General features: G+C 69.5%; 18 protein-coding genes and 4 tRNA genes. 10 read left to right on the plus strand and 12 right to left on the minus strand.

Annotation, left to right across the window (positions count from 1 at the left end):
* Positions 1-45 precede the first annotated feature (45 nt).
* From hrpA to IEY95_RS19535, 6 genes are all read right to left on the minus strand, one after another.
* Complete coding sequence (gene hrpA, locus IEY95_RS19510) at positions 46-4,014, minus strand: ATP-dependent RNA helicase HrpA (RefSeq protein WP_189187300.1); 3,969 nt, start codon at positions 4,012-4,014, stop codon at positions 46-48.
* Positions 4,015-4,099: 85 nt separating this feature from the next.
* A complete protein-coding gene (locus tag IEY95_RS19515; RefSeq protein WP_229703147.1) occupies positions 4,100-4,453 on the minus strand; it encodes a hypothetical protein in 354 nt (117 codons plus the stop codon).
* 153 nt (positions 4,454-4,606) lie between these two features.
* A tRNA-Phe gene (locus IEY95_RS19520) sits at positions 4,607-4,680 on the minus strand.
* 23 nt (positions 4,681-4,703) lie between these two features.
* Positions 4,704-4,778: transfer RNA gene (locus IEY95_RS19525), tRNA-Asp, on the minus strand.
* Positions 4,779-4,827: 49 nt separating this feature from the next.
* Positions 4,828-4,900: transfer RNA gene (locus IEY95_RS19530), tRNA-Glu, on the minus strand.
* 80 nt (positions 4,901-4,980) lie between these two features.
* Complete coding sequence (locus tag IEY95_RS19535; RefSeq protein WP_189187301.1) at positions 4,981-6,564, minus strand: metallophosphoesterase family protein; 1,584 nt, start codon at positions 6,562-6,564, stop codon at positions 4,981-4,983.
* Between the two features lie 238 nt (positions 6,565-6,802).
* Here IEY95_RS19535 and IEY95_RS19540 point away from each other — a divergent pair, with 238 nt between their 5' ends.
* From IEY95_RS19540 to IEY95_RS19570, 7 genes are all read left to right on the plus strand, one after another.
* Entirely contained in the window at positions 6,803-7,153 is a 351-nt protein-coding gene (locus IEY95_RS19540; RefSeq protein ID WP_189187302.1) for a metallopeptidase family protein, read from the plus strand.
* 104 nt (positions 7,154-7,257) lie between these two features.
* Entirely contained in the window at positions 7,258-7,770 is a 513-nt protein-coding gene (locus IEY95_RS19545; RefSeq protein WP_189187303.1) for a hypothetical protein, read from the plus strand.
* 296 nt (positions 7,771-8,066) lie between these two features.
* Entirely contained in the window at positions 8,067-10,241 is a 2,175-nt protein-coding gene (locus IEY95_RS19550; protein ID WP_189187304.1) for a DEAD/DEAH box helicase, read from the plus strand.
* Between the two features lie 92 nt (positions 10,242-10,333).
* Positions 10,334-12,319 (plus strand): FG-GAP repeat domain-containing protein, encoded by a 1,986-nt coding sequence (locus IEY95_RS19555; RefSeq protein ID WP_189187305.1) that lies wholly within the window; start codon positions 10,334-10,336, stop codon positions 12,317-12,319.
* Positions 12,319-15,477 (plus strand): FG-GAP-like repeat-containing protein, encoded by a 3,159-nt coding sequence (locus IEY95_RS19560; protein WP_189187306.1) that lies wholly within the window; start codon positions 12,319-12,321, stop codon positions 15,475-15,477. Before IEY95_RS19555 ends, IEY95_RS19560 begins: the two co-directional genes overlap by 1 nt.
* 49 nt (positions 15,478-15,526) lie before the next feature.
* On the plus strand, positions 15,527-17,062 hold the full coding sequence (locus tag IEY95_RS19565; protein ID WP_189187307.1) for an amino acid permease: 1,536 nt from the start codon (positions 15,527-15,529) through the stop codon (positions 17,060-17,062).
* Positions 17,063-17,171: 109 nt separating this feature from the next.
* Positions 17,172-17,244 (plus strand) — tRNA-Lys (locus IEY95_RS19570).
* Between the two features lie 46 nt (positions 17,245-17,290).
* On the opposite strand, the gene IEY95_RS19575 is transcribed toward IEY95_RS19570, so the two are convergent.
* Positions 17,291-17,971: a hypothetical protein gene (locus IEY95_RS19575; RefSeq protein ID WP_189187308.1), complete on the minus strand. Its 681-nt coding sequence runs from the start codon at positions 17,969-17,971 to the stop codon at positions 17,291-17,293.
* Positions 17,972-18,088: 117 nt separating this feature from the next.
* Between IEY95_RS19575 and IEY95_RS19580 the strand changes: the two genes are divergently transcribed.
* Positions 18,089-19,258, plus strand: coding sequence for a C40 family peptidase (locus IEY95_RS19580; protein ID WP_189187309.1), 1,170 nt, complete (start codon positions 18,089-18,091; stop codon positions 19,256-19,258).
* Complete coding sequence (locus IEY95_RS19585; RefSeq protein WP_189187310.1) at positions 19,255-19,875, plus strand: hypothetical protein; 621 nt, start codon at positions 19,255-19,257, stop codon at positions 19,873-19,875. The genes IEY95_RS19580 and IEY95_RS19585 overlap by 4 nt, the downstream gene beginning before the upstream one ends.
* A gap of 47 nt (positions 19,876-19,922) precedes the next feature.
* On the opposite strand, the gene IEY95_RS19590 is transcribed toward IEY95_RS19585, so the two are convergent.
* The 4 genes from IEY95_RS19590 to IEY95_RS19605 form a co-directional block, all read right to left on the minus strand.
* Positions 19,923-21,371, minus strand: coding sequence for a MinD/ParA family ATP-binding protein (locus tag IEY95_RS19590; protein ID WP_189187311.1), 1,449 nt, complete (start codon positions 21,369-21,371; stop codon positions 19,923-19,925).
* A gap of 62 nt (positions 21,372-21,433) precedes the next feature.
* A complete protein-coding gene (locus IEY95_RS19595; protein WP_189187312.1) occupies positions 21,434-21,901 on the minus strand; it encodes a hypothetical protein in 468 nt (155 codons plus the stop codon).
* Between the two features lie 113 nt (positions 21,902-22,014).
* Complete coding sequence (locus IEY95_RS19600) at positions 22,015-22,461, minus strand: hypothetical protein (protein ID WP_189187313.1); 447 nt, start codon at positions 22,459-22,461, stop codon at positions 22,015-22,017.
* A gap of 263 nt (positions 22,462-22,724) precedes the next feature.
* Positions 22,725-23,588, minus strand: coding sequence for a hypothetical protein (locus IEY95_RS19605; protein WP_189187314.1), 864 nt, complete (start codon positions 23,586-23,588; stop codon positions 22,725-22,727).
* Positions 23,589-23,730: 142 nt separating this feature from the next.
* Between IEY95_RS19605 and IEY95_RS19610 the strand changes: the two genes are divergently transcribed.
* A complete protein-coding gene (locus IEY95_RS19610; RefSeq protein ID WP_189187315.1) occupies positions 23,731-24,738 on the plus strand; it encodes a hypothetical protein in 1,008 nt (335 codons plus the stop codon).
* Positions 24,739-24,745: 7 nt separating this feature from the next.
* Here the strand turns inward: IEY95_RS19610 and IEY95_RS19615 are convergent, their stop codons facing one another.
* Positions 24,746-25,366 (minus strand): hypothetical protein, encoded by a 621-nt coding sequence (locus IEY95_RS19615; protein WP_189187316.1) that lies wholly within the window; start codon positions 25,364-25,366, stop codon positions 24,746-24,748.
* Positions 25,367-25,369: the final 3 nt, after the last annotated feature.

A 25,369-nucleotide genomic window follows, 5' to 3' on the forward strand; every position in this document is an offset into this window, starting at 1 on the left:
AGGAGGGTGGCCCCCGGGTCGAACTCACCCAACGTACAGGAGCGGTTACGGGACAGCCGCGTCGATCGCCTTCACGATGCGCTTGTCCGAGACGGGATACGCCGTACCGAGTGCGTGCGCGAAATAGCTGACCCGGAGTTCCTCGATCATCCAGCGGATGTCCAGGACCGACGAGGGGACCGGCCGCCCCTGCGGCAGCTGCTCCAGGAGCCAGGCGTACTCGTCCTGCATCTCGTGGACCTTCTCCATGCGCGTGGTGTCCCGCTGGACGCTGGTCGGCATCTGCTGCAGCCGGCGGTCGGCGGCGACCAGGTAGCGCATCAGGTCCGGAAGCCGGCGCAGCCCGGTCGACGTGACGAAGCCGGGCTTCACGAGGGCGTCCAGCTGCGTCCGCACGTCCGTGAGGTTCGCCAGCAGTGTCGGGCTCTTGACGGCCTTCAGACGGCGCTCACAGGCCTGCCAGGCGGCAAGCACCTGCTGTACCTGGCCCACGGTCCGCACCGTCGTGTCGACGATCTCGGCGCGCACCTTGTCGTACAGCTTCCGGTACGACTCCTCGTCCCAGGCCGGGCCCCCGAAGTCCCCGATCAGCCGGTCCGCGGCCGCCATCGCGCAGTCGTCGAAGAGGGCCTGGATCGAGCCGTGCGGGTTGGCGGACAGGGCGAGCTTCTGGGCGTTGGTGAGCTTGTCCGAGGCGAACTTGCCCGGGTTCACCGGGATGTTGCGCAGAATCAGCCGCCGCGTGCCCTTCCACATGGCCTGCGCCTGCTCGGCCTCCGTGTCGAAGAGCCGTACGGAGACGGTGTCGCCGTCGTCGACCAGCGCCGGGTACGCCTTCACCGGCTGGCCGGCGCGTCGGGTCTCGAAGACGCGGGTCAGCGAACCGATCGTCCAGTCCGTCAGCCCCGTACGCTCCAAGGACTCGCCGCCCGCGCGCTCCGCCGTAGCCGCCGCGGCCTGCGAGATCGCCTTGCGCGCCTTCGGCTTCAGCCGGAGCTTCAGCGCCTCCAGGTCCTTGTCCTCGGCGAGCTTGCGGCGCCGCTCGTCGACGATCCTGAAGGTGATCTTCAGGTGGTCGGGGACCCGGGACCAGTCGAAGTCGTCGGCCGTGAGGGGGACGCCGACCATGCGCTTCAGCTCGCGCGCCATCGTCGTGGTCAGCGGCTCCTGGAGGGGTACGGCCCGCTCCAGGAACCTCTGCGCGAAGTTCGGGGCGGGGACGTAGTTCCGGCGGATGGGCTTCGGCAGGGACCGGATGAGCTCGGTGACGACCTCTTCCCGCAGGCCCGGGATCTGCCAGTCGAAGCCCTCGTCCGTGACCTGGTTGAGGACCTGGAGCGGGACGTGGACGGTCACGCCGTCCGCGTCCGCGCCCGGCTCGAACTGGTAGGTCACGCGGAACTTGAGCCGGCCCTGGCGCCAGGAGTCGGGGTAGTCGTCCTTCGTGACCGCCCCGGCCTTCTCGTTGATGAGCATCGAGCGCTCGAAGTCGAGGAGTTCGGGCTCCTCGTGGCGCTTGTGTTTCCACCAGGAGTCGAAGTGCGCGCCGGACACGACGTGTGCGGGCACCCGCTGGTCGTAGAAGTCGAAGAGCGTCTCGTCGTCGACCAGGATGTCCCGGCGCCGCGCGCGGTGCTCCAACTCCTCGACCTCGGTGAGAAGTCTGCGGTTGTCGGCGAAGAACTTGTGGTGCGTGCGCCAGTCACCCTCGACGAGCGCGTTGCGGATGAACAGCTCGCGGGAGGTCTCGGGATCGATCCGGCCGTAGTTGACCTTCCGCTGGGCGACGATCGGTACGCCGTACAGCGTGACCTTCTCGTACGCCATCACCGCGGCCTGGTCCTTCTCCCAGTGCGGTTCGCTGTAGGTGCGCTTCAGCAGATGTCCGGCCAGGGGCTCGACCCACTCGGGCTCGATCTTGGCGTTGACGCGGGCCCAGAGACGGGAGGTCTCGACGAGCTCGGCGGACATCACGAAGCGCGGGGGCTTCTTGAAGAGGGCGGAGCCCGGGAAGATCGCGAACTTCGCGTTCCGCGCGCCCAGGTACTCGTTCTTCGCTGTGTTTCTCCCGCCCTCCCCCCCGGCCTCCTTCACGTCCTTCATGCCGACGTGGGAGAGCAGACCGGCGAGCAGGGAGACGTGGACGCTCTGGTCGGCCGCGTCCTCCTCGTTCAGATGGATGCCCATCTGTTTGGCGACCGTGCGGAGCTGGGAGTAGATGTCCTGCCATTCGCGAATGCGCAGGAAGTTCAGGTACTCCTGCTTGCACATACGGCGGAACGCGGACGAGCCCCGCTCCTTCTGCTGCTCGCGGACGTACCGCCACAGGTTCAGGAAGGCGAGGAAGTCGGACGTCTCGTCCTTGAAGCGGGCGTGCTGCTGGTCCGCCTGCGTCTGCTTGTCGGCCGGGCGCTCGCGCGGGTCCTGGATGGAGAGCGCGGCCGCGATCACCATGACCTCGCGCACACAGCCGTTCTTGTCGGCCTCCAGGACCATCCGGGCCAGCCGCGGGTCCACGGGCAGCTGGGCCAGCTTGCGGCCGGTCTGTGTGAGCCGCTTGCGCGGGTCCTTCTCCGTCGGGTCCAGCGCGCCCAGTTCCTGGAGGAGTTGGACACCGTCGCGGATGTTGCGGTGGTCCGGCGGGTCGATGAACGGGAACTTCTCGATGTCGCCGAGGCCGGCCGCCGTCATCTGCAGGATGACGCTCGCCAGGTTCGTGCGGAGGATCTCCGCGTCCGTGAACTCCGGACGGGCGAGGAAGTCGTCCTCGGAGTACAGCCGGATGCAGATGCCGTCGGACGTACGGCCGCAGCGGCCCTTGCGCTGGTTGGCGCTGGCCTGCGAGACCGGCTCGATGGGCAGCCGCTGGACCTTGGTGCGGTGGCTGTAGCGGGAGATGCGGGCGGTGCCCGGGTCGATGACGTACTTGATGCCGGGCACCGTCAGCGAGGTCTCGGCGACGTTGGTCGCCAGAACGATCCTGCGTCCGGTGTGCGGCTGGAAGACGCGGTGCTGCTCGGCGTGCGAGAGGCGGGCGTAGAGGGGGAGGACCTCGGTGAACCGGTAGTTCTTCTTCGTCAGCGCGTCCGCGGTGTCGCGGATCTCGCGCTCGCCGGAGAGGAAGACCAGGATGTCGCCCTTGCCTTCCCCCTGCAGTTCCTCGACGGCATCGCAGATCGCGGTGATCTGGTCGCGGTCGGCGTCGTCGCCGTCCTCTTCGAGGAGGGGGCGATAGCGGACCTCGACGGGGTACGTACGCCCGCTGACCTCGACGATCGGAGCGTCGCCGAAGTGCCGGGAGAAGCGCTCGGGGTCGATGGTCGCGGAGGTGATGACGACCTTGAGATCCGGGCGCTTGGGGAGGAGCTGGGCGAGGTAGCCCAGCAGGAAGTCGATGTTGAGGGACCGCTCGTGGGCCTCGTCGATGATGATCGTGTCGTACGCGCGCAGCTCGCGGTCGGTCTGGATCTCGGCGAGCAGGATGCCGTCCGTCATGAGCTTGACGAAGGTGGCGTCGGGGTTCACCTGGTCGGTGAACCGCACCTTCCAGCCGACGGCCTCGCCGAGCGGCGTGTCCAGCTCGTCGGCGACGCGCTCGGCGACGGTACGGGCCGCGATACGACGGGGCTGCGTGTGCCCGATCATGCCGCGGACCCCGCGCCCGAGTTCCATACAGATCTTCGGAATCTGGGTGGTCTTGCCGGACCCGGTCTCACCGGCGACGATGACGACCTGGTGATCGCGTATGGCCTCCGCGATCTCGGCCTTCTTCTGGCTGACCGGGAGCTGCTCGGGATACGTGACGGCGGGTACGCGGGTACGGCGCTCGGCCATGCGGAGTTCGCCCTTGGCGACCTCCGCCTCGATCTCGGCGAGCACGGCGGAGCGGGCCTCGGGCTTGCGGATCTTGCGCGCGCCTTCGAGCCTGCGCCCGAGCCGGTGCGCGTCGCGCAGGGACAGCTCGGCCAGACGGGGGGCGAGATCGCCGAGGGCGGGGGCAGGATGCGTAGACATACGCGGTCCAGGATCTCATCTCGCCGAAATTCCTGGCGAACGCTTTTGCGCCCGGCGGCTCCGGCTCGGAGTGCGCCTGCCTCGGTCAGGCCTGGCCGCGAGGTGGTGTGTCGCGCTGCGACATGGCTTTCGCGGTGTTGGAAACGGCCTTGATCCCGAGATACGCGGTGGTCATCGTGGAGACAGCGGTGAAAGCGGCGCTGATGACACCGAGGGCGACCGACTTGTCGCCGTTCAGCTGCCACACGGCGACCCCGGCGATCGCCGCGATCACGACATTGCTCAGCCCGACGGCTATCAGCCCGAAGAGGGCACGGTCCCGCTCCAGCTTCAGCTCGCCCGTGACCTTCGACTCACCCGCGGCCGGCGCCACGGCTCCCGCTCCGGCTTCCGACCCGCCTTGCGACGCGGTCTCCGACCCGTCAGGGCTCGTCGTCATGGTCCCCCCACCAGTAAGCGCTGCTTCGGCCAGGCCGAACGTAGCGCCGTGCCGGGAACATGCCAAGTCGGGCCGGAGGTGGTGCCGTGGTGGCGCCCACCGGGTTCCGGGCACGACGAAGGCCCCGTCCGGACGGACGGGGCCTTCGGGTTGTGGCTGGGGCCGGGGTCGAACCGGCGACCTATCGCTTTTCAGGCGATCGCTCGTACCAACTGAGCTACCCAGCCACGAGGCTTCAATGAAACCTCAGCGGTCCTGACGGGATTTGAACCCGCGGCCTCCACCTTGACAGGGTGGCGAGCACTCCAAACTGCTCCACAGGACCAAGCTGTTGTGTGCGAACAAGCGACACCAGTGTCGCACACCGTTCTGCGTGCCCCCAACGGGATTCGAACCCGTGCTACCGCCTTGAAAGGGCGGCGTCCTAGGCCGCTAGACGATGAGGGCTATCGGCCCGCCTGGGCGCTTCTCAGCGCGTCGGGGACGTGAGAAGCATATGGGATGGCAGGAGGTATCGCCAAAACGGTTTACGGGGCGGTTCCGGAGGGGGTGGGGGACTGGGTCGCGGGCAGGCCGGCGCCCGGCTGGTTCTCCTTCGGCAGGTGGCGGCTGACCTCGGCCGTTGTCAGGCCCAGGCCGCCCAGCTTGATCTCGTCCCAGGCCTGGAGACGGCGGGTGTCACGGTCCAGGTAGAGGATCGAGGCCTCGATGGGGTCCGGATACTTGCCTTCCACGGCGCGCAGGCCGCTGCCGCCCGTCGAGCCTTCGACGCGCAGACGGGTGCCGTACTTCATGACCTCCATCTCCTCGTGGTGGAGGTGGCCGGCCAGCACCATCGGCACCTCGCCGTCCGTCTCGCGCGCCGCCGACGGCTCGTGGGCGATGGCGATGTCCACGGGAGTGCCCGCCGCCTGTTGGTCCTGCAGCGCCGACGCCAGCCGGGCGCCCGCGAGCTCCTCCGCCGGGCCGCCGCCCGGTGTGACCGCGCGGTCGGGGGTGAACTGCGGGTCGCCGATGCCGGCGAAGCGCAGTCCCGCGACCGTGACCGCCCGGCCGCCGTCCAGGACGTGCACGTTCTTCATGTGCTCCAGGTAGCGCTGGGTGAGGAGGGAGTCGTGGTTGCCCCGGACCCAGACGTACGGGGCTCCGAGGTCCGCGATCGGGTCCAGGAAGCCGTTCTCGGCCGCGGTGCCGTGGTCCATCGTGTCGCCGGAGTCGACGATCACGTTGATGTCGTACTGCTCCACGAGCGAGGCGATGATCTTCCAGCTCGCCGGGTTGAGGTGGATGTCCGAGACGTGCAGGACCCGGATCGTGGACGGGTCGGGCTGATACGTCGGGAGCGTGGACGTGACGTCGTACAGCTTCGTCACGTTCGTCACCAGGCGAGCCAACTCCTTCTGGTAGACGTCGAATTCACTGACGATGCTGCGGGCGTTGCCGACCAGGGAGGGTGCCGAGGAGAGGAGTCCGGAGAATTTCGGCTCCAGGACCGAGTTCGGGTTCCAGGTGGCGAACGCCGTCGCTCCGGACGCGGCCAGCAGGGTGAGAGCCAGGCCGCCCGCGGCGAGGGCGCGGCGCGGGCGACGGTAGACCGCGAGACCGAGTGCGGTGGCGCCGGAGACGACCGCGATGCAGGAGCGTACGGCCAGGTCGAGGGTGCCGTGTTCGACGTCGTGCGCGACCTCGTCCTGGAGCCCGGACAACCGCTCCGGGTGGTCGACCAGCGCCTGAGCGCGCACCGGGTCGAGCTGGTCGACGTCCACGTCGAGGCGGAGCGGGGCCTCGTGGCTGCGCAGCTCCAGTGCGCCGAGCGGGGAGACGTTGATCTTCGTGCCGCCGGCAAGGGAGGGGCGCAGGGTCATCGTGGTGTTCATGGGGCCGACCGGGACGCGTACGTTCCCCACGATCAGCAGTCCCAGCCAGGCGCCGAGGAGGACGACGCAGAGCAGGCCGAGCGCGCGGGGGAAAGGGTGCGGCTGGGGGACGAGCTCGACCTCGGGGAGCGCGCGGCGGTCGCGGTAGCGGCGGGTCAGGGCACGACTCGCCGTACGGGCGCGGCTTCCTATGCGGTGCGCGGCGGCGGTTGCGGCAGCGGGGACGCGGGCCATTGGTCCCGTATGCCCAAGTGCGCGGGTGGGTATGCGGCGCGCGTCGCCGGCTTCGGACGGGCCATGTGACTCCTGTACGCCGACCCGGTGATTCTCGTGCGGCGTCGCCAGGAGCCTCGTACGCGGTCGCCGTGACTCTCGTACGGGGTCGTCACGCGTCTCGTACGCGGTCGTCGTGATTTCCGTACGGCGCTGTCGCCGACTCTCCCGCGGCGGTGTCGTGCCGGACAATGGCCGTGTGCTGGAGATGACGCGCGAGGAGTTCGAGGAACTGGTCGCCGAAGCCCTGGACCGGATTCCGCCGGAGTTGACGCGGCTGATGGACAACGTGGCGGTGTTCGTCGAGGACGAACCGCCCGCCGAGGACCCCGAGCTGCTCGGGCTGTACGAGGGGACTCCGCTGACGGACCGTGGGGAGTGGTACGCGGGGGTGCTGCCCGACCGGATCACGATCTACCGGGGGCCGACGCTGCGGATGTGCGACACGCACGAGGACGTGGTCGCGGAGACCGAAGTGACCGTGGTTCATGAGATCGCCCATCACTTCGGGATCGACGACGAGCGGTTGCACGCGCTCGGGTACGGCTGACATCCGCCCGTTCCGCTTGGTTGGCCCGTCGGGGCGCGTGTCTTCTTGTGGGCGGCGGGAGTTGGGCAGGGGGACTCCCGTTCCGCCCTCGGAGGTGGCTGCCCGTGCGCGCCTTGAACGTACCCGTCCGTCTGGCCGCCACGGTCATGGTCGTCGTCGCGGCCGCCGGCTGCATGAGCGTGGGTGACGAGGGGAAGCGGCCCGAGCCCTCGCACTCGGCGGGGCAGCGGGGTGGGGATGCGCCCGACGGCGGGTCCGCGGTGAGCGGGGGCCGCGCCGGGTCGCGTGGGGGGAAGGACGCGAAGGGGGGTTCCGCCTCGGCGAAGCCCGGTGAGTCCGCGTCCGGGGACGCTTCACCGTCGGCGTCGCCCTCCGGGCGTGCGAAGCCGTCCGCCAAGGCTCCGAGCAAGGGTGGGAAGGGGCAGACGGAGCCGCCCGCGCCGCCGCAGGGGGAGCCGAGTCCCACGCCGACCGCGGAGCCGACGCCGCCGCCTCCGCCCGCGTCGTCGCCGCCCGCGTCCGATCCGGCCACGGCGGAGCCGTCGTCGTCGGCGCACGACCAGGCGACCCAGCTGGGGGAGCGGGAGCCGGCGCCCGAGGCGGGGTCGCCGGTCTAGGGGGTTTCCGCCCCCGCCGCCCCTACCCCCATTCCCGTATCCGGAGGGGCTCCGTCCCCCGGCCCCGGCGGGGCGTTTCGGTTCTGACCTGCGGCGTTGGGGCTCAGTTTGCCTTCGGGGGTGGGGGGTGCGTATGATGGTAGATCGTTTGATCCCATTTGCCCGGCGCCAACGCAGAGAGCGCCGCGTGTGGCGCGTACTCTCCCTTGCCGTGGCCGGACCGCATAGAGGCGGTCGATTGCGACTTCACGGAGTTTGGGCGCGTGCCGAAGAACTCCGGAAGGTTCGCATTTCGCATGTCTGTTTCCAGTACTGATCACGTCGTCGTGCCCGAGAACAACAACGAGGGCAACGAGGCCGTCGAGATCGTCGACACCGTCGAGGCCGCTCCCGAGGTCACCTTCGCGGACCTCGGTCTGCCCGAGGGCGTCGTCCGCAAGCTCGCGCAGAACGGCGTGACCACCCCCTTCCCGATCCAGGCCGCGACCATCCCGGACGCCCTGGCCGGCAAGGACATCCTCGGCCGCGGCCGCACCGGCTCCGGCAAGACGCTCTCCTTCGGTCTGCCGACCCTGGCGCAGCTCGCCGGCGGCCACACCGAGAAGAAGAAGCCGCGCGCCGTCATCCTCACCCCGACCCGTGAGCTCGCGATGCAGGTCGCGGACGCCCTTCAGCCGTACGGCGACGTCCTCGGCCTGAAGATGAAGGTCGTCTGCGGCGGTACGTCGATGGGCAACCAGATCTACGCCCTGGAGCGCGGCGTCGACATCCTCGTCGCCACCCCGGGCCGACTGCGCGACATCATCAACCGCGGCGCCTGCTCGCTGGAGAACACCCAGATCGCCGTCCTCGACGAGGCCGACCAGATGTCCGACCTGGGCTTCCTGCCCGAGGTCACCGAGCTGCTCGACCAGGTCCCGGCCGGCGGCCAGCGCATGCTCTTCTCGGCCACCATGGAGAACGAGATCTCCACGCTGGTCAAGCGCTACCTGAGCAACCCCGTGACGCACGAGGTCGACGCCGCCCAGGGCGCCGTCACGACCATGTCGCACCACATCCTCATCGTGAAGCCCAAGGACAAGGCGCCGGTCACCGCCGCGATCGCCTCCCGCAAGGGCCGCACGATCATCTTCGTCCGCACCCAGCTGGGCGCCGACCGCATCGCCGAGCAGCTGCGCGACGCCGGTGTGAAGGCCGACGCGCTGCACGGCGGCATGACCCAGGGCGCGCGGACCCGGACGCTGGCCGACTTCAAGGACGGCTACGTCAACGCGCTCGTCGCGACCGACGTCGCCGCCCGCGGTATCCACGTCGACGGCATCGACCTGGTGCTGAACGTGGACCCCGCCGGTGACCACAAGGACTACCTGCACCGTTCCGGGCGTACCGCCCGTGCCGGCCGCTCCGGCACCGTCGTGTCGCTGTCGCTGCCGCACCAGCGCCGCCAGATCTTCCGGCTGATGGAGGACGCGGGCGTCGACGCCTCGCGTCACATCATCAACTCCGGCACGGCCTTCGAGCCCGAGGTCGCCGACATCACCGGCGCCCGCTCGATGACCGAGGTCCAGGCCGAGTCCGCGGGCAACGCCGCGCAGCAGGCCGAGCGCGAGGTCTCGCAGCTCACCAAGGAGCTGGAGCGCGCGCAGCGTCGTGCGGCCGAGCTGCGTGGGGAGGCCGACCGGCTGATCGCCCGTGCCGCGCGCGAGCGGGGCGAGGACCCCGAGGCCGCGGTCGCCGCCGCCGCGGAGGCCGTCGTCGAGCAGGCCGTGACCGAGGTTCCCGCCGAGGTGCCCGCCGTGTCCGAGCAGCCCGCCGAGCGTCCGGCGTACGAGCAGCCGCGTCAGCGCCGCGACGAGCGGGGCAACTACGAGCGCCGTGACGACCGTGGTGGCCGTTCCTTCGAGCGTCGTGACGACCGCGGTGGCTTCAACCGCGACCGTCGTGACAACGACCGTGGCGGCTTCCGCCGTGACGAGCGCCGTGACGACCGTGGTGGCCGTTCCTTCGAGCGCCGCGACGACAACCGGGGCGACCGCGGCGGCTTCAACCGCGACCGCCGTGACGACCGTGGCGGCCGTTCCTTCGAGCGCCGCGACGACAACCGGGGCGACCGTGGCGGCTTCAACCGCGACGACCGCGGTGGCTTCAACCGTGACGACCGTGGCGGCCGCTCCTTCGAGCGCCGCGACAACGACCGTGGCGGCTTCCGCCGTGACGAGCGTCGTGACAACGACCGTGGTGGGTTCCGTCGTGACAACGACCGTGGCGGGCGCTCCTTCGAGCGCCGCGACGACCGTGGCGGCCACCGTGGCAGCGACCGTCCCTTCAACCGCGACCGCCAGGACAACCGCCCCTCCAGCGGATTCCGTTCCGGCAGCCACGACCGCCCGTACGGCCGTCGTGACGACCACCGAGGCACCGGCTCCTTCGGCCGCCGCGACGAGAAGCCGCGCTGGAAGCGCAACGGCTGACGCTGACTGACTCTGTTCCCGGAAGGGCCCGTACGACTTCGGTCGCACGGGCCCTTCCGGCATGTCCGCAGCGAAGTGACGACGGCGTAGAGATGGCTTCGCCCGTGCCGGGAATTCACTACCGAAAGCTGTGTGTCTACCAGTGGGTGATCGGGCGGCAGATCTCGGCCGACGGTTCCACGGTGCTGGACAAGACGTCCCGCGGGTACGCGGCGACCTACGCGGACGGCAGCCATGTACAGCGAGTGTCCTGCGACGCCGGCGCGGAGGGCTGCGTGCCGATGCGCTCCTTCGGCAATACGTATGTCGGCTACTTCATGGACGACGGCACCGGCAAGCAGACGGCCCAGATCCATCTGACCGAGAACTCGCGGAGCGGCACGGACGAGCCGACGGTCACTGGCGGCCGCTTCGTCGACGCCACCGGCCGCTACTACGTCTACCAGGCCACCTCGACCGGCAAGCAGTACGTCGACGCGGTGAACTCCTACCGCTACGACGACGTGCGGCTGACCCGGTCCGTCACGGCCGCCTCCGTGTGGGGTTCGGCGCTGTGGACGCCGGGCACGGGCAACGGCGTCGTCACCGCGTACGACCTGGAGGGGAAGAAGACGGTCCATACCGTCTCCACCGGTGCTCCCTGCACGGTCAAGGAGCTTCAGGTCATCGGCCGTTGGATCTACTGGAACTGTGGGCCGACGGGCGCCGCGGGCGTGTACGACCGTACGGCGAAGAAGAACATCAAGGTCCCGTCCGGTCCCGCGCTCGTCGGTGACGGCTACCTCGTCCAGCACGACCGGACGGCCGGAAAGCTGATGCTGACGGACTACCATTCCGGGACGGCCGCCGCCGCGCGCGCGATCGCCGACCTGCCGGCCGGGAACACCGTCGACCAGCGGCGGCTGACCTGGACGGTGGACAAGTTCGGCGGCGACATCGCGTACGTCGGCGCGGACAAGGCGATCCGGATCGTGCAGAGCGGGGTGCCGACGCAGTCGCTGGCGAAGATCGAGTCGGACGTGGCCGGCGACGCGGTGGACGTGAAGGGCCGCAACGGCGTCGACTACTGGGACAGCATCTGGCAGTTGAACAAGCCGGCGGACTGGACCTTCACCGTGAAGGACGCGCAGGGGCGCACCGAGCGCACCATCACGGGCAGCGGGGCGCACGTCGAGGTGAACTGGGACCTGAAGACGGACTCGGGCACCTTCCCCTACAACGGCCCCAAGACCTGGAGCCTGAAGGCCACCGCCGAGGACGGCGGCGGCACGTACACCACGGGCGGTTCGCTGGGGTACAACGGCGGCCTCCAGGGCTTCCACGACCAGGGGTACTACAGCTACGGCGAGCTGGTCACGCTCAACTCCTCGGGCGCTCTGACCCTGCACTACACCAAGGGCAAGGGCACCTTCGACTTCAAGTACTCCGGCTCCGGCTGGCCCGCCGGGACGGTGGCCGTGCCCTTCGGCGACATGGGCGCGGACCGGTGCGCCGAGATGCTGGTCCGCATGCCGGACGGCGAACTGCGGCGCTACGCGGGGCGGTGCGGTGAGCCGTACAGTCCGTCGAACAGCCACACCTCCCTCGGCACCGGCTGGAACGCGTACAACGTCCTCACCGCGCCCGGCGACCTGACCGGCGACGGCCGTACCGACCTGCTGGCCCGCAAGGCGTCGACCGGCGACATCTATCTGTTCGCCAACGACGGCGCGGGCAAGCTGAAGGCGGGCGTGAAGATCCGCTCGGCGTGGACCGGTTACACGAAGATCGTGGGCGCCGGGGACCTGAACGGCGACGGATACGGGGATGTGCTGGCGCGGGACAGGTCGGGCACGCTCTACCGCTACGACGGGCTGGGGAACGGGAAGCTGAAGGACCGCGTGAAGGTCTTCTCCGACTGGGGCGGCTCGTACAACGCGATCGTCGGGGTGGGGGACATCACCGGCGACGGGAAGAGTGACCTGGTCGTGCGGGACACGAGCGGCAACCTCTATCGCAACGACGGCAAGGGGAACGGGTCGTTCGGCTCGCGGGTGAAGATCGCTACCGGCTGGCAGATCTACAAGGGGCTCTTCTGATGCGGTACTCGTTCATGGCGCGCGGGCGTCGTATGGCGGCCGCCGCCGGCGTCCTGGCGCTGGCTTTGGGACTCGCCCCCGTCGGCAGCTCACCGGCCGTCGCCGCCGGTACCCCGGCCCAGCTGGACGTCACGCCCAACTGGCGTGCCGTGCCCCGGGAGGACTCGCTGGGTTCCTTCGGCGCGACCGGGTTCGTGCACTCGCCCGAAGACGCGGACCCGAGCTTCAGCCAGGAGTTCGAGTGGACCCGGTTCGACACCGGGGAGACGACGACCCTGCTGGGCTACGGAAACAACGATGACGCCGCCTTCGCCGAGTTCGGCGCCGAGTCGGACTACGTCGCCCACCACTACCTGGGCTGGATCGACATCCAGAACATGGCGGACGGCGCTACGCACCGGTTCACCGTGCCCTACGGCTCCGGCGACCTCTTCAGGGGCCTGCTCGGCTCCACGGTCCTGGTGCAGGACTACACGGACAACGACCTGCAGACGGTGGACAGCTGGTACCTGTTGCCCGCCGACAACCCGGTGGCCGATGCCAAGGTCACCGTCACCGGCTGGCCCGAGGGCACGGACCTGAAGCAGGTGCGGCTGGTCGCGGGCGACGCCCGGGAGGCCGTCGTACGGTTCGCCACCTCGGCCGCCGACGCGGAGTCCGGCCGGTATGACCGGCTCGGCCTGATCGATCTGAAGACCGGGCAGCTGCGTACGCTCGCCGCGGCCACCGGCTGGACCCCGTACGTCACGCTCGCCGGGGACGACCTGCTCTGGATCGACACCGACCGGGTGGCCCATGTGCGGTCGCGCACCGACCTGGACGCACCCGAGCGGACCTTCCCGGTCCCGGCCGACCTGGACATCTCGAAGATCGGGCTGCTCGACGGCTGGCTGCTGGCCTTCACCGACGCCGACGGCACGGACGCGGCGCTGAAGCGGAGTCTGGTCGCGCTGTCGTTCGGGCAGCAGCGGCTGACCCTGCTGGAGAAGGCCGACAAGGAGGCCGTACAGATCGCGGGCGGCGGTGTCGCGGTGATCGGCGGGACCTCGTCGGCGGACTGGTACCTGCAGAAGGCGACGGTCGGCGACGACGGTCTGCCACGTCTGGAGAAGCTGCGGCGCACAGCCCCGGTCGCGGGCGGCATCGACGCGATCGCGCTGAGCGCGGGCACGCTATCCACCGTGGAGAAGGAGGGCCCGCAGGGCGCCGGCTTCTACAACCGCACCCTCACCCCCGCCCAGACGCCCACTTCCGCGTCCGCCCCGGTGTGGGCCGGAAAGGAGAGCGGACGGTCGTACGACTACACGGCCTGCGGCCAGTCGGCCTGCACTCAGCTTTACAACAGCGGTGACGGGCGCAGCGTCTATCAGGTCCGCAACTACCAGACGAGCACGGCGCAGGTCGAGATCGTCGGCAGGCGCGGCCCCGGCCAGGCTGATCGGGCGCTGACCGGCGACTTCGACGGGCGGCTCACGGACTCCTTCGGCCGGTACGCCGTCTACCAGAGCGGCCGTCCGACCGTGGCCGGAATGCTTGTCCCGGACGGCAGGACGATCGTCGTCGACCTCGGCACCGGGTCGGTCGTCACGCAGAGCCGGCAGGTGGCCGCGACCGTGTGGGGCAGCACGCTCTACACGGGTACGTCGACGGCGGGCACGGTCGCCAGGACCGACCTCGCCACCGGCAAGGACGCCGGGACCGTCGACACGGGCGCGTCCTGCGTCCCCGTCGAGCTGCAGAGTGCCGGGCCGTGGCTGTACTGGACGTGCGACCAGTTCGGGAAGCACGGCGTGGTCAACCTGACGACCGGCGAGAAGATCGCGCTGCCCGCCGGACGGGGCGGCCTCCTCGGCGACGGCTACTTCGTCAACCAGCGCTACACCGGCTCGAATCTGCGCCTGACCGAGTTCCAGAGCGGCGGCACCGCCGTCACCCGGGACCTGGGCATCCCCATGTCCACGGACGGCAGTGAGACCCGTCACCGCACGTGGACCGTGGACCGCTTCGGCGGCGCCATCGCGTACGCCGACAAGGAGAACGTCGTCCACGTCGTCACGAGCGGGGTGCCCGCTTCGCCGCTGACGGCGGCCTCGGCCACCACGCCGGGGGCGTTCAAGGCGGCGGACACCTGGAAGGCGTCCTGGCAGCTGTCCAAGCCGGCCGCCTCCTGGAAGCTCACGGTGAAGTCCACGGCAACCGGTGCGACCGTGCGCACCCTCAGCGGCGGCGAGGCCCGCGGGGCCGTCAGCGCCACGTGGAACGGCAAGGACGCGGCGGGGGTGTACGCGCCGAACGGCACGTACACGTGGACGCTCACCGCCCAGCCCGCCGACGGGCAGGGCGCGCCGCTGGCCGCGACCGGGAGGGTCGCCCTCTCCGGCGGCGCCGCCGTGCGCCACGACCACGTCGGAGACGACGGGTTCGGCGACCTGCTCACCCTCAACTCCTTGGGTGCGCTTACCTTCCAGCAAGGCACCGGCAAGGGGCTGTTCTCCGGGAAGACCTCGGGGAGCGGCTGGTCCACGTCCGTCGTGGCGGTTCCCTTCGGTGACCTGAACGGGGACCGCTGCAACGACGTCCTGGTGCGGATGAGCGACGGCTCGCTGCGCGGCTACAAGCCCAAGTGCGGGGCGGCGCTGACGACTTCGACGTCGTACATGAAGTTCGGCACGGGCTGGGGCGCGTACGACGTGCTCACCTCGCCCGGCGATGTCACGGGCGACATGCGGGCCGATCTGCTCGCGCGAAAGGCGTCGACCGGCGATATCTACGTGTTCGCGGCGAAGAGCGACGGGACGCTGGGGGCGGGCGTGAAGATCCGCTCGGCGTGGACCGGTTACACGAAGATCGTGGGTGCCGGGGACCTGAACGGCGACGGATACGGGGATGTGGTGGCGCGGGACAGGTCGGGCACGCTCTACCGCTACGACGGGCTGGGGAACGGGAAGCTGAAGGACCGCGTGAAGGTCTTCTCGGACTGGGGCGGCTCGTACAACGCGATCGTCGGGGTGGGGGACATCACCGGCGACGGGAAGAGTGACCTGGTCGTGCGGGACACGAGCGGCAACCTCTATCGCAACGACGGCAAGGGGAACGGGTCGTTCGGCTCGCGGGTGAAGATCGCTACCGGCTGGCAGGGTTACAAGGGTCTTTTTTAGCCAATGAGTTGGCGCATGTCATGCCCTCGGCGAGGGAATCGCTGGGGGCATGACAGATGACGCCAAAGCGAGTGGGCTGTCGGACGAAGAGCGGCTTGCCCAGCTCGGCTACACGCAGGTTCTCGCCCGCCGCATGTCGGCGTTCTCCAACTACGCCGTCTCCTTCACGATCATCTCGGTCCTGTCGGGCTGTCTGACGCTGTATCTGTTCGGCATGAACACCGGCGGCCCCGCCGTGATCACCTGGGGCTGGGTCGCGGTCGGACTGATGACGCTGTTCGTCGGGCTGTCCATGGCCGAGATCTGTTCGGCCTATCCCACCTCCGCCGGGCTGTACTTCTGGGCGCACCGGCTTGCCCCGTCCCGTACGGCCGCCGCCTGGGCCTGGTTCACGGGATGGTTCAACGTCCTCGGACAGGTCGCCGTGACCGCGGGCATCGACTTCGGCGCCGCCTCCTTCCTCGGCGCCTATCTGAACCTCCAGTTCGACTTCGAGGTGACACCGGGCCGCACCGTCCTCCTCTTCGCCGGGATCCTGGTCCTGCACGGCCTCCTGAACACCTTCGGCGTCCGGATCGTCGCCCTGCTCAACAGCATCAGCGTGTGGTGGCACGTGGTGGGCGTCGCGGTCATCGTGGGCGCGCTCGCCTTCGTGCCGGACCACCACCAGTCGACGTCCTTCGTGTTCACGAAGTTCGTCAACAACACGGGCTGGGGCAGCGGTGTGTACGTCGTCCTCATCGGTCTGCTGATGGCCCAGTACACGTTCACCGGGTACGACGCCTCCGCCCATATGACGGAGGAGACCCACGACGCGTCCACGGCCGGCCCGAAGGGCATCGTGCAGTCCATCTGGACTTCGTGGATAGCCGGATTCGTTCTGCTCCTCGGCTTCACCTTCGCGATCCAGTCGTACGACAAGGAGCTGGGCTCGGCGACCGGAGCGCCCCCGGCGCAGATCCTGCTCGACGCGCTGGGCGCCACGGCGGGCAAGCTCCTGCTGCTGGTCGTGATCGGCGCGCAGCTCTTCTGCGGGATGGCATCGGTCACGGCAAACAGCCGGATGATCTACGCCTTTTCGCGCGACGGCGCACTGCCGTTCTCGCATGTGTGGCACACCGTCAGCCCGCGCACCAGGACACCGGTGGCGGCGGTGTGGCTGGCGGCGCTGGCAGCGCTGGTGCTGGGCCTCCCGTACCTGATCAACTACACGGCCTACGCGGCGGTAACTTCGATCGCGGTCATCGGGCTCTATGTCGCCTACGTCATCCCGACGCTGCTGCGGGTGCGCAAGGGTGATGCCTTCGAACGCGGGCCCTGGCACCTGGGCCGCTGGTCCCGGCTCGTGGGCGTCGTCGCGGTCGCCTGGGTGGGTGTGATCACCGTGCTCTTCATGCTGCCCCAGGTCTCGCCGGTCACCTGGGAGACCTTCAATTACGCCCCGGTCGCGGTGCTGGTCGTCCTCGGCTTCGCGGCGGCCTGGTGGCTGGCCTCGGCCCGGCACTGGTTCCTCAACCCCGACCATGCCCGCACGATTGCCCGCGAGACGGCCCGCAAGGGGGCCCCCGAACCGGTCGATCCATGATCTTGCGCCCTTTTGGCGTGGCCGGGACCCCGATACCCGATCGGAGTCCCGGCCACGTCCGGCTATGCTCGGGGGTGCACCGGCACGAGATCGGTACGGGCCGGTGCGTGGACCCTTAGCTCAATTGGCAGAGCAGTGGACTTTTAATCCATTGGTTGTGGGTTCGAGTCCCACAGGGTCTACCGGGGAGAGACCGCAGGTCAGCGTGGCTGACCTGCGGTTTTTCTGTCAGCGGCGTTCTTCCTTCGGCTTTTCCTCCGCGGGGAGGAAGGCGTCCGGATTCACGTACCGGACGCGGCGCAGCCACAGGGCGCCACCGCCTATGCCCGCGGTGGCGAAGCCCGCGATCGTGAGCAGCAGGAGGAGTCCGCGCAGGAATCCGACGTCGACGTGCCGGTACGCCGCCCAGGCCACGGTGCAGACCACGGAACCGCCGACGAAGAGGGCGAGCGAGCGCCAGGACATCCAGGTCTTCAGGGCGTGCACGGGGTCCCCGTCGACCCACAGCAGTTGTGAACGGCCCTTCCGCGCCGCGGCCTTGAGGGAGGTGTCGGCACCCTCGGGTTCGCCGTCGGGGGTGAGGTCCAGGTACTCCCACAGGTCGGCCAGGGCCTCGTAGGCCTGCTGGTCGTCGTAGTGGACCGCGTCGCCCCCGTCACCGTCGCCGAGCGCCGCGTCCTCTTCGGCGCGGCGCTGGAACTCCTTGTTGATCACGTCGACCGGCACGGGTGTCTCGCCGGCGAGGATCTTCCGCAGTTCCTGGCAGAAGGCGTTGAGGACGGGCTTGCGCTTGCGGGAGTGCACCGCCTCCTTGAGATCGGCCATGCCGCTCTCTCCGTAGGAGAGGTAGTCGCGCATGACGACGGCGAGCGCATGAGCGGAGGGAGCCGGAGGCGGCTGCTCTGTCACAGGGTTGGTCCCTTCCCAGTCAATGCCCAAGGCGATTGGAAGTATAGACACTTACTCGTAAGGTATAGACACACGAGCACCCTCGAAGGGTGCCGCGGACGGGGGGCGCGCCGACCAGTGGACAAGAAGACAGTCATAGGTCTCGTTCTCGTGTGCGCGTTTCTCTTCAGCGGCGGTGGACTGTTCGTCATTGTGGGAGCGGGCGCGGTCGTGGGGGCCGGCGGGATGCTCAACTCCATTGTGGGCGGGGGTGAGCACGAGGATGGCGGGGGTGGTGCCCCGAGCGGGACGGTGTGCGACCCCGGCGGCGAGACGCTTGAAGCGAACGTCCCCGGTGAGGGTCAATTCACCGTGACCAGCGAGATGATGGGCAACGCCGCCATCATCGTCCACGTCGGCGAGAAGACGAAGGTTCCTGACGACGGCCTCGTCATAGCCATCATGACGTCCCTTCAGGAAAGCAAGCTGCGGAACATCGACTACGGAGACCGGGACAGCATCGGCCTCTTCCAGCAGCGGCCCGCGGCGGGCTGGGGCTCGCACGACGAGATCATGGACCCGAACTACTCCTCCATGGCCTTCTACGGCGGTCCCAACCATCCGAGCCCTCCGAACCCCCGCGGTCTGCTCGGTGTCCCCAACTGGCAGCAGCTGGACAAGGGAGCCGCCGCTCAGAAGGTCCAGGTCTCCGCTTTTCCCACCCTCTACAAGAGGTGGGAGGGGATCGCGGGGCAGATCGTCGGCCGCGCCAAGGACATCAAGTGCGAGGACGTGGGCCTCAGCGGGGATGTCGGCAAGGTCATCCAGGCGGCCAAGGAGCAGCTGGGCGTGCCCTATTGCTGGGCCGGCGGAGACGCCAACGGTCCGACCCACACCTCGTACTGCCCGTCCGGCGTGTCCAAGGGCTTCGACTGCTCGGGACTCACGCTCTACGCCTACGCCAAGGTGGGCATCACTCTGGGCCACTACACGGGCGACCAGTTCGAGGCGGGGACCAGGGTGAGCGACTACAAGGATCTGAAACCGGGGGACCTGATGTTCTGGTCGACCGACCGCTCGCCGGGCCGAATCCACCATGTGAGCATGTACATCGGCAACGACGAGATGATCCACGCGCCGCGCACCGGCAAGAACGTCGAGATCGTCAAGAACGTCAGCAAGAACAGCTACTGGATGGACCAGTGGGCCGGTGCGTCGCGCCTGCTGAAGGACTCGGGCGGCGACAAGGGCACTGCCAAGGCCGCCGGACCGATCAACCCCTTCGCTCTCGCCGGGAGGACCCTGTGACCGAGGTACCGCGCCCCAGGGCGGCCCTGCGTCGTACGACAGCACTGTGCCTGGCGGCGGCGGTGGCCGCCGCCCTGGCCACCGGTTGCACGAAGAACGCCAACGCCAAGGAGCCATCGGCCGTACGGTCCTCGGGTGCCGAGGTGAGTGCCGCCCCGGGGGCCAGCGGCAGGGCCGACTCGCCCTCCGTGACCGCGACGCCGAGCCCCAGCAGGACGGAGAAGATCGATTACACCGACCCCGAGATGGTGGCCGCCGCTTTCGTGAATGCCTACACCCGGCACAGCTGGCAGGATCCGAGCCAGCTCAGCTACCTGGACCGGAGCAAGCCGTACAGCACGGCCAGATACCTCAAGGAGCTCCGGGACTCCACCAGCGACCAGTGCGGCACAGCGTGCCGGCAGGAGCAGAAGAAGCATCTCGTGGTCGGCGCGGACGACATCCAGACGGTGATTCCGGACGAGGCTCCGCGCACCGCCGCCCAAGTCTGGGTGCAGGTCTCCTACACGGAGCACATCAGTTGGGCCGGTGGCGGCGATTCGGCCAGCGCGGGCATGGTCGTGGTGCTGGCCAAGGCCGACGGCAAGTGGCTGGTCGACGGCCGGCAGGGCGGTTAGGGACGGGCCCCGGCGGCCGAGGGTGGGCCTTCCCGGGCCCGGGGAGGTCATTGCCCGGGCAGCAGCGTGGGAAAGCCGTCCGCGAGCAGCGCCGCGAGGTCCATGTAGGCGCCGCGGGTGGCCGGTGACACCCGGTCGTAGTCGATCGTCCCGCCCGCGTAGAGCTGCTGGTCGTACGGGATCCGGACCACAGTGGTGCACAGCTGCTGGAAGTAGTCGACCAGTGTGTTCATGTTGATCCCCACGGCCTTCGGGGCGTCCATGGTGATCACCACCACGGCGTTGCGCACCAGATGCGGATATCCCTGCGCGTACACCTCGTCCAGCGTCTTGGCGGCGCGGCGCGCGGCGTCGTAGCGCGGAGCGGCCACCACCACGAGTCGGTCGGTGGTGGCCAGCGTGCCCCGCATGGCGGAGTGCTTCATCCCGGTGCCGCTGTCGGTGATGACGATGTCGAAGGCGCGGGTCAGAACGTCCTGAGCGGTCCTGTACTGAGCCTCGTCGAACAACTCGCTGATGTCCGGGCTCTGTTCGCTCGCCGCCACCATCAGGCGGTCGGCCTGGCCGAGGTACTGGTGGATGTGCATCGGGTCGGTCAGGCCCTGGCCGTTCTGCTCGCGGCGACGCAGCTCCGCGGTGACCAGGTCGCGGACCGTCGGCATGATCCGCTCGCCCATCAGCCGGTCCGCGAGCGTGCCCGCGTGCGGGTTGGCATCCATCACGACCGTACGGTCCGCGCGGTAGCGGGCGAAGGTCAGGCCCAGCATCGCCGAGGTCGTGGTCTTGCCGACGCCGCCCTTGATGCTGGTGACACTGATCCGGTAGGCGCGGGGGACCGGTGTCTGCAGCCGGGCGAGGCGCTGCTGCTCCGGGCCGGACGAGCGTGCGCCCCGGCCGACCAGGCGGAGCAGCGGCGGCCGTTGGGAGGCCGGCCCGCGGTCGCCAGGGGCGCCCGAGGGGGTGGGCTGGTACTGGCCCGTGTACGGGTTGGCGGACGTGCCGGTAGGGCCGGTGGGCGACGACTGCGGCAGTGCGGGAGCCGTCACGGACACCCCGTCCGGCAGGGGCGCGGGCGCGGGGGTGGGGACGGCGGTGGAGTCCGGCATGGGCGCCGGTGCGGGTGCGGGTGCGGGGCCGGTCTGCGCGGGTGCGGGGCCGGTGTAGGGGACGGTGCCGTGTCCCCAGGCGAGCGCGGGTGCGGGGGCCGGGGCGGGCAGGGGATTCTGGGTGTGTGTGGGCCCGGGTGCCGGCCCGGAGCTCAGCGCGGGCCCGGGTGTCGGCGCCGGCCCGGTTACGGGCAGGTACGCGGGCGCCGTCTCAGGAGCGGCCGAAGCCGGAGCGGCCGAAGCCGGAGCGGCCGAAGCCGGAGCGGCCGAAGCCGGAGCGGCCGAAGTCGGAGCGGCCGGTGTCGGAAGCTGTCGGGCGTGGCCCGGAGGCAGTTCGTCCTCGTCGTTGTCGGCGGCTGACGACATGCCGAAGCCGTTGTTGTCGGACACTCGGGCTCTCCCCCACCGTTCAGTGCCCGGTCGGGTCTCAGGCCGACAACCGAACGAACTGACTAGTCCTTGCGAGTGTACAAGGACAGCAGTCGCCGACTGACGGTCTGAGGCCGAGTGGGCTTGCCTGTTGCGTACTTGACCAGCATTTCTTCCAGGATGGCCGTCAGGTTGGTGCCTTCGACCTCGGCACGCGCGTGGGCCATGGCCAGATACCGGGCCGGGAAACGGTTGACGACCGGGACCTTGCGGGAGTCCTCGGCAGGCAACTCGGACGGGACCTCGGGGCGTTTGGCGCCCTCCCGCTTGGGGGCCTGGTTCAGTTCGTTGCGCCGTCGCCTGCGGAGGACGCCCAGCGCCTCCTGCTCGGTGATGGGACCCCGATTCGGTGTCCACTCGAGAGGCTCCAGCTCACCGGGAAGCGCGTGCGCCTCATCCACCCCTTCGGGGCGCCGGGTCATCGCCGCCTTGGCGGTCACCATCCGGCGGCGATGTGATCGACTTCGCTGAGGGATTTCCGAAGTGCTCATGGCTTCTCCAGCTATCGATCGATGACCCGGGCGGCTCTGTACTTCGCGCGAGCGCATCGCGCTGTGTACAGACGTTACCCCATACCATTCAGTACAGACAGGTCATCGTGTCCTCACCGGATCATCGCGACATTCACCTGTCCCAAAGTCGCTTTGCCGAGGGCGAGTTCCGAGAGGAAGCGCTCATCGGCGTCGGGGGCCTCCAGGTCCAGGTCGAAACAGATCCCCAGCAGGCAGGAAGCCTCGCCTCCGGTGCGGGCCCATTCGTCGGGAATGTGCATCGGTTCCCTGACGAGCAGCCACGGGTACCCGGCCAGGTCCACGGCCAGCCCGTCCTGCGTCACCCGAAGGCTGACCAGGGATACGTCGCCGACCTCGATGACGTCGTCCCGGTCGAGCCGGGTGAAGCCCCACACGCTCGACAGATACTCCGTGTCGCTGTCCACCGCCGGGTCCGGGTAGGCGCCGGCTTGGCACATCTCCCTGTCGTGGGACACGAACAGGTCCTGCGGCAGGGACAGGAGCAGCGTGGCGCCTGTCGGATCCAGTCCGCCGGACACCCGCGCGGACCACTCGCATTCCCGGACATCGAGAGTGAGAGATCCACGAGTTTTTCGACGTGCGGCATTTCTCCGCTTCACAGCACAACTCCCCCGAGTAACAACGCCAGGAGCCACCGCAGTTACAGCCGCAACTCCCGTTTCAGGAGAACATCATGGCAGCGAACCGGTCTCACTACGTCACCGTTCGGGCACAGCGAGATCTTGACCGTGCACCAACGAAGGAAGGTGATCGGAGTCGGAAGAGAGGGGCTCGGGAGCGGTCAGAGGAGACCGAGGGACAGTTGTCGCCTCAACCAGTCGCGACGGCGCCGTGCGGCATGCAGATAGCGCTCGGCTCCGGGCACCTTCAGCCACATCCGGACCACGGCCTCCCCGACCCGTTCGCTCTCCTGCGGATGGGTGATCCTGCGCCAACAGGCGTGCGCGTTCGCGGCGTTCTCCCGCACCTGGAAGCTGCGGTCTCCCGACATGTGCAGCCAGTCCTCGGCGATACCGAGGTAGAGGTCGGCGGCCCGGATCCAGTCGTGGGCGAGGGTGCTGACGTGTGCGCGAACCGCTCGGGACTGGAGGACGTGGGGGTGCGTCGCGCCGTAGAGCAGGGCGGCCTCGCGCTCCAGGTCCACGGCCAGCATGACGGCGACTTCGACGCGGCCGGTGGCTCCCGCCTCCCCGATCCGCGCGAGCCGGTCACGCAACGCTTCGGGCGGCGGCGGTGTCTGGACGGCGTCCGTCCAGCCCGCATGGAGGACGATGGTCTCGGTGCGGGGGCCGCGCGGCGATGACGGGGACGAACTCCCGCTCTCCGATTCCCCGATGGGGTACTCCTCGGCGGCCGAGTACGGCTCCTGTGCGGCGTCCTCTTCGACCCGCCCGTCGGGGTGGATGACCAACGGCCATATGGAACCGTCCGGTTCGAAGGCCAGAGCCTGGAGGGACTGCCCCCGGTCCACGGCCATCCCGATGGCGGTCCGCATCGCCGCGGCTCGCACTCCCGCCAGATCGTGGGGGTCGGGCGCGGCCACGGGCACCCCGCCCACGCTCGCCTGCCCGTTCGCGTACAGCACGATCGTCAGCTTGGGGGTTCGGGCCGAAGGGCCGTAGACAGCAGCGGGGTTGGCCGTCATGAGCACCCTTTCGTGGCGCGTCCTCGATGGCGGCCGCACGGGGTGTCACAGTCCGGCACGAGTTCGCGGATGGCGGCTTCCGGCCATGATAGGGCCGCCCTCCGACAGTACACTGTGTATTGACACACGCGAGGGGGAGCGGATGAGTAACGACAGCGGTGCGGGCATGACGGTCTGGGTGAATCTGGCTGTTCAGGCGGTCGGACCCGCCGGAAGTCGTCCGTACGAGGCATGGCTCGCAGAGGTCGAGCGGGTTGCTGTGGATCTCTGGCTGATGTCCGCGCCGGGAGGTTCGACCGCCCGGCTGGCCGCGGACCTGTCCTCATGCACGTCGATCGACGGGGTGCTGGCCCACGCGCACGTCGACGGCGAGCGGGGAAGCGCGCGGCTCGTGGTGCGCGTGCCGGACGGGGAGAGCGGCGGCAGCGTGGAGCGTACGTTCCACACCGAGGCACTCGTGCAGCGCAGGGCCCGTGATGTCCTGGAGCGGGCACAGCCGCTGGTCGGGCAGGGGGTGCGTCTGTTGGTGGCGGACAGTTCCGGTAACCCGCGCGTGCTGCACATCAGCGATTCCGGTGAGCGGGAGCGCGGGAGCGTCATGGTGCGGAGCGATCGGGCCGGTGCTGTTGCGGCGCCTTCCCCGGCCCCGGTCCAGGTCGCGGCTCAGGCTCCGGCTCATGTCGCAGCCCCGGGTCCGGTTCAGGCCGTGGCCCCTGTCCAGGCTGCCACCGCCGGTTCATTCGCGCCGGCCTCCGCGCCCACTCCCGCCGCCTCGGCGGCCGCTGCCCCTGTCGCCCCCATCTCCACGGATCCGGCCCCGGCCGCTCCCATCGCCGCGCCGGAGCATCAGCGGGCCACCGCCCTGGCGGTCGCACCCCCGCCGCTCTCGGCACCGTCCGCCGAGGTTCCGGCCCCGCCGGCCGCGGACGGTCTCACCTGGGAGGAGGGCTCGCTGGCGGTGTGGCGGAACATCAACCGCAGCTGGTCCAAGGCGTACCGCACGTCCTGCCTGCTCGCGCTGCGGGACCGGGTGATCGTGGACGACGGCGGTCTCGTACTCAACCTCGACGAGTTGATCACCCTGGCTCAGCAGTCTCCCGACCCCGACACCCCGCGGGGCAAGGACATCGCCGCCCGCTACCCGGCCTGACGAGGTCTCACGGCCGCCGCGCGCGCAACCGGCGCACAGCGCGGCGGCCGTGCTCCTCGGCGCGGGCCCACAGGACCAGCGCGCCGCTGAGCAGTGCCCCGAGCAGCCCCGCGCGCCCGCCGAGTGCGGCGTACACCAGGGCGCCGCCGAACGAGGACGCGACGAAGGTCCAGGCGACGGTGCGCCAGCGCGCCGTCCGGGGCGGATACAGGTACACCACCATCACGCTGCCGAGGGCCAGCGCCGCCGTGGCCACCAGCGCCTGCGCGTAGTACTGCTGCCAGTTCACGATCACGGACGCCTGCTGCCGGACGAGGGCCATCCAGACCAGGAACGCGAAGAGGACCTTGAGGTGTCCCAGCGCCGCTGTGGCACTCGGGGAGACGTGCTTGCCGGGGAGCCTCCCGGCAAGGACCCGCTTCTTGGTCTCATGTGAACCGGTATTGCCCGAACCGGCTTTGCCCGAACCGGCTTTGCCTGTGCTCGCCTTGCCTGTGCTCGCCTTGCTGGAACTGGCCTTGCTGGAACTGGCCTTGCTCGGTCTGGCCTTGCTCGGTCTGGCCTTGCTGGAACTGGCCTTGTTCGAACTGACCGTGTTCTTCTGCCCCTTGGCAGCCTGCTGTGACATGCC

The sequence above is a fragment of the Streptomyces albiflavescens genome, assembly GCF_014645835.1.
GTDB lineage: Bacteria > Actinomycetota > Actinomycetes > Streptomycetales > Streptomycetaceae > Streptomyces > Streptomyces albiflavescens.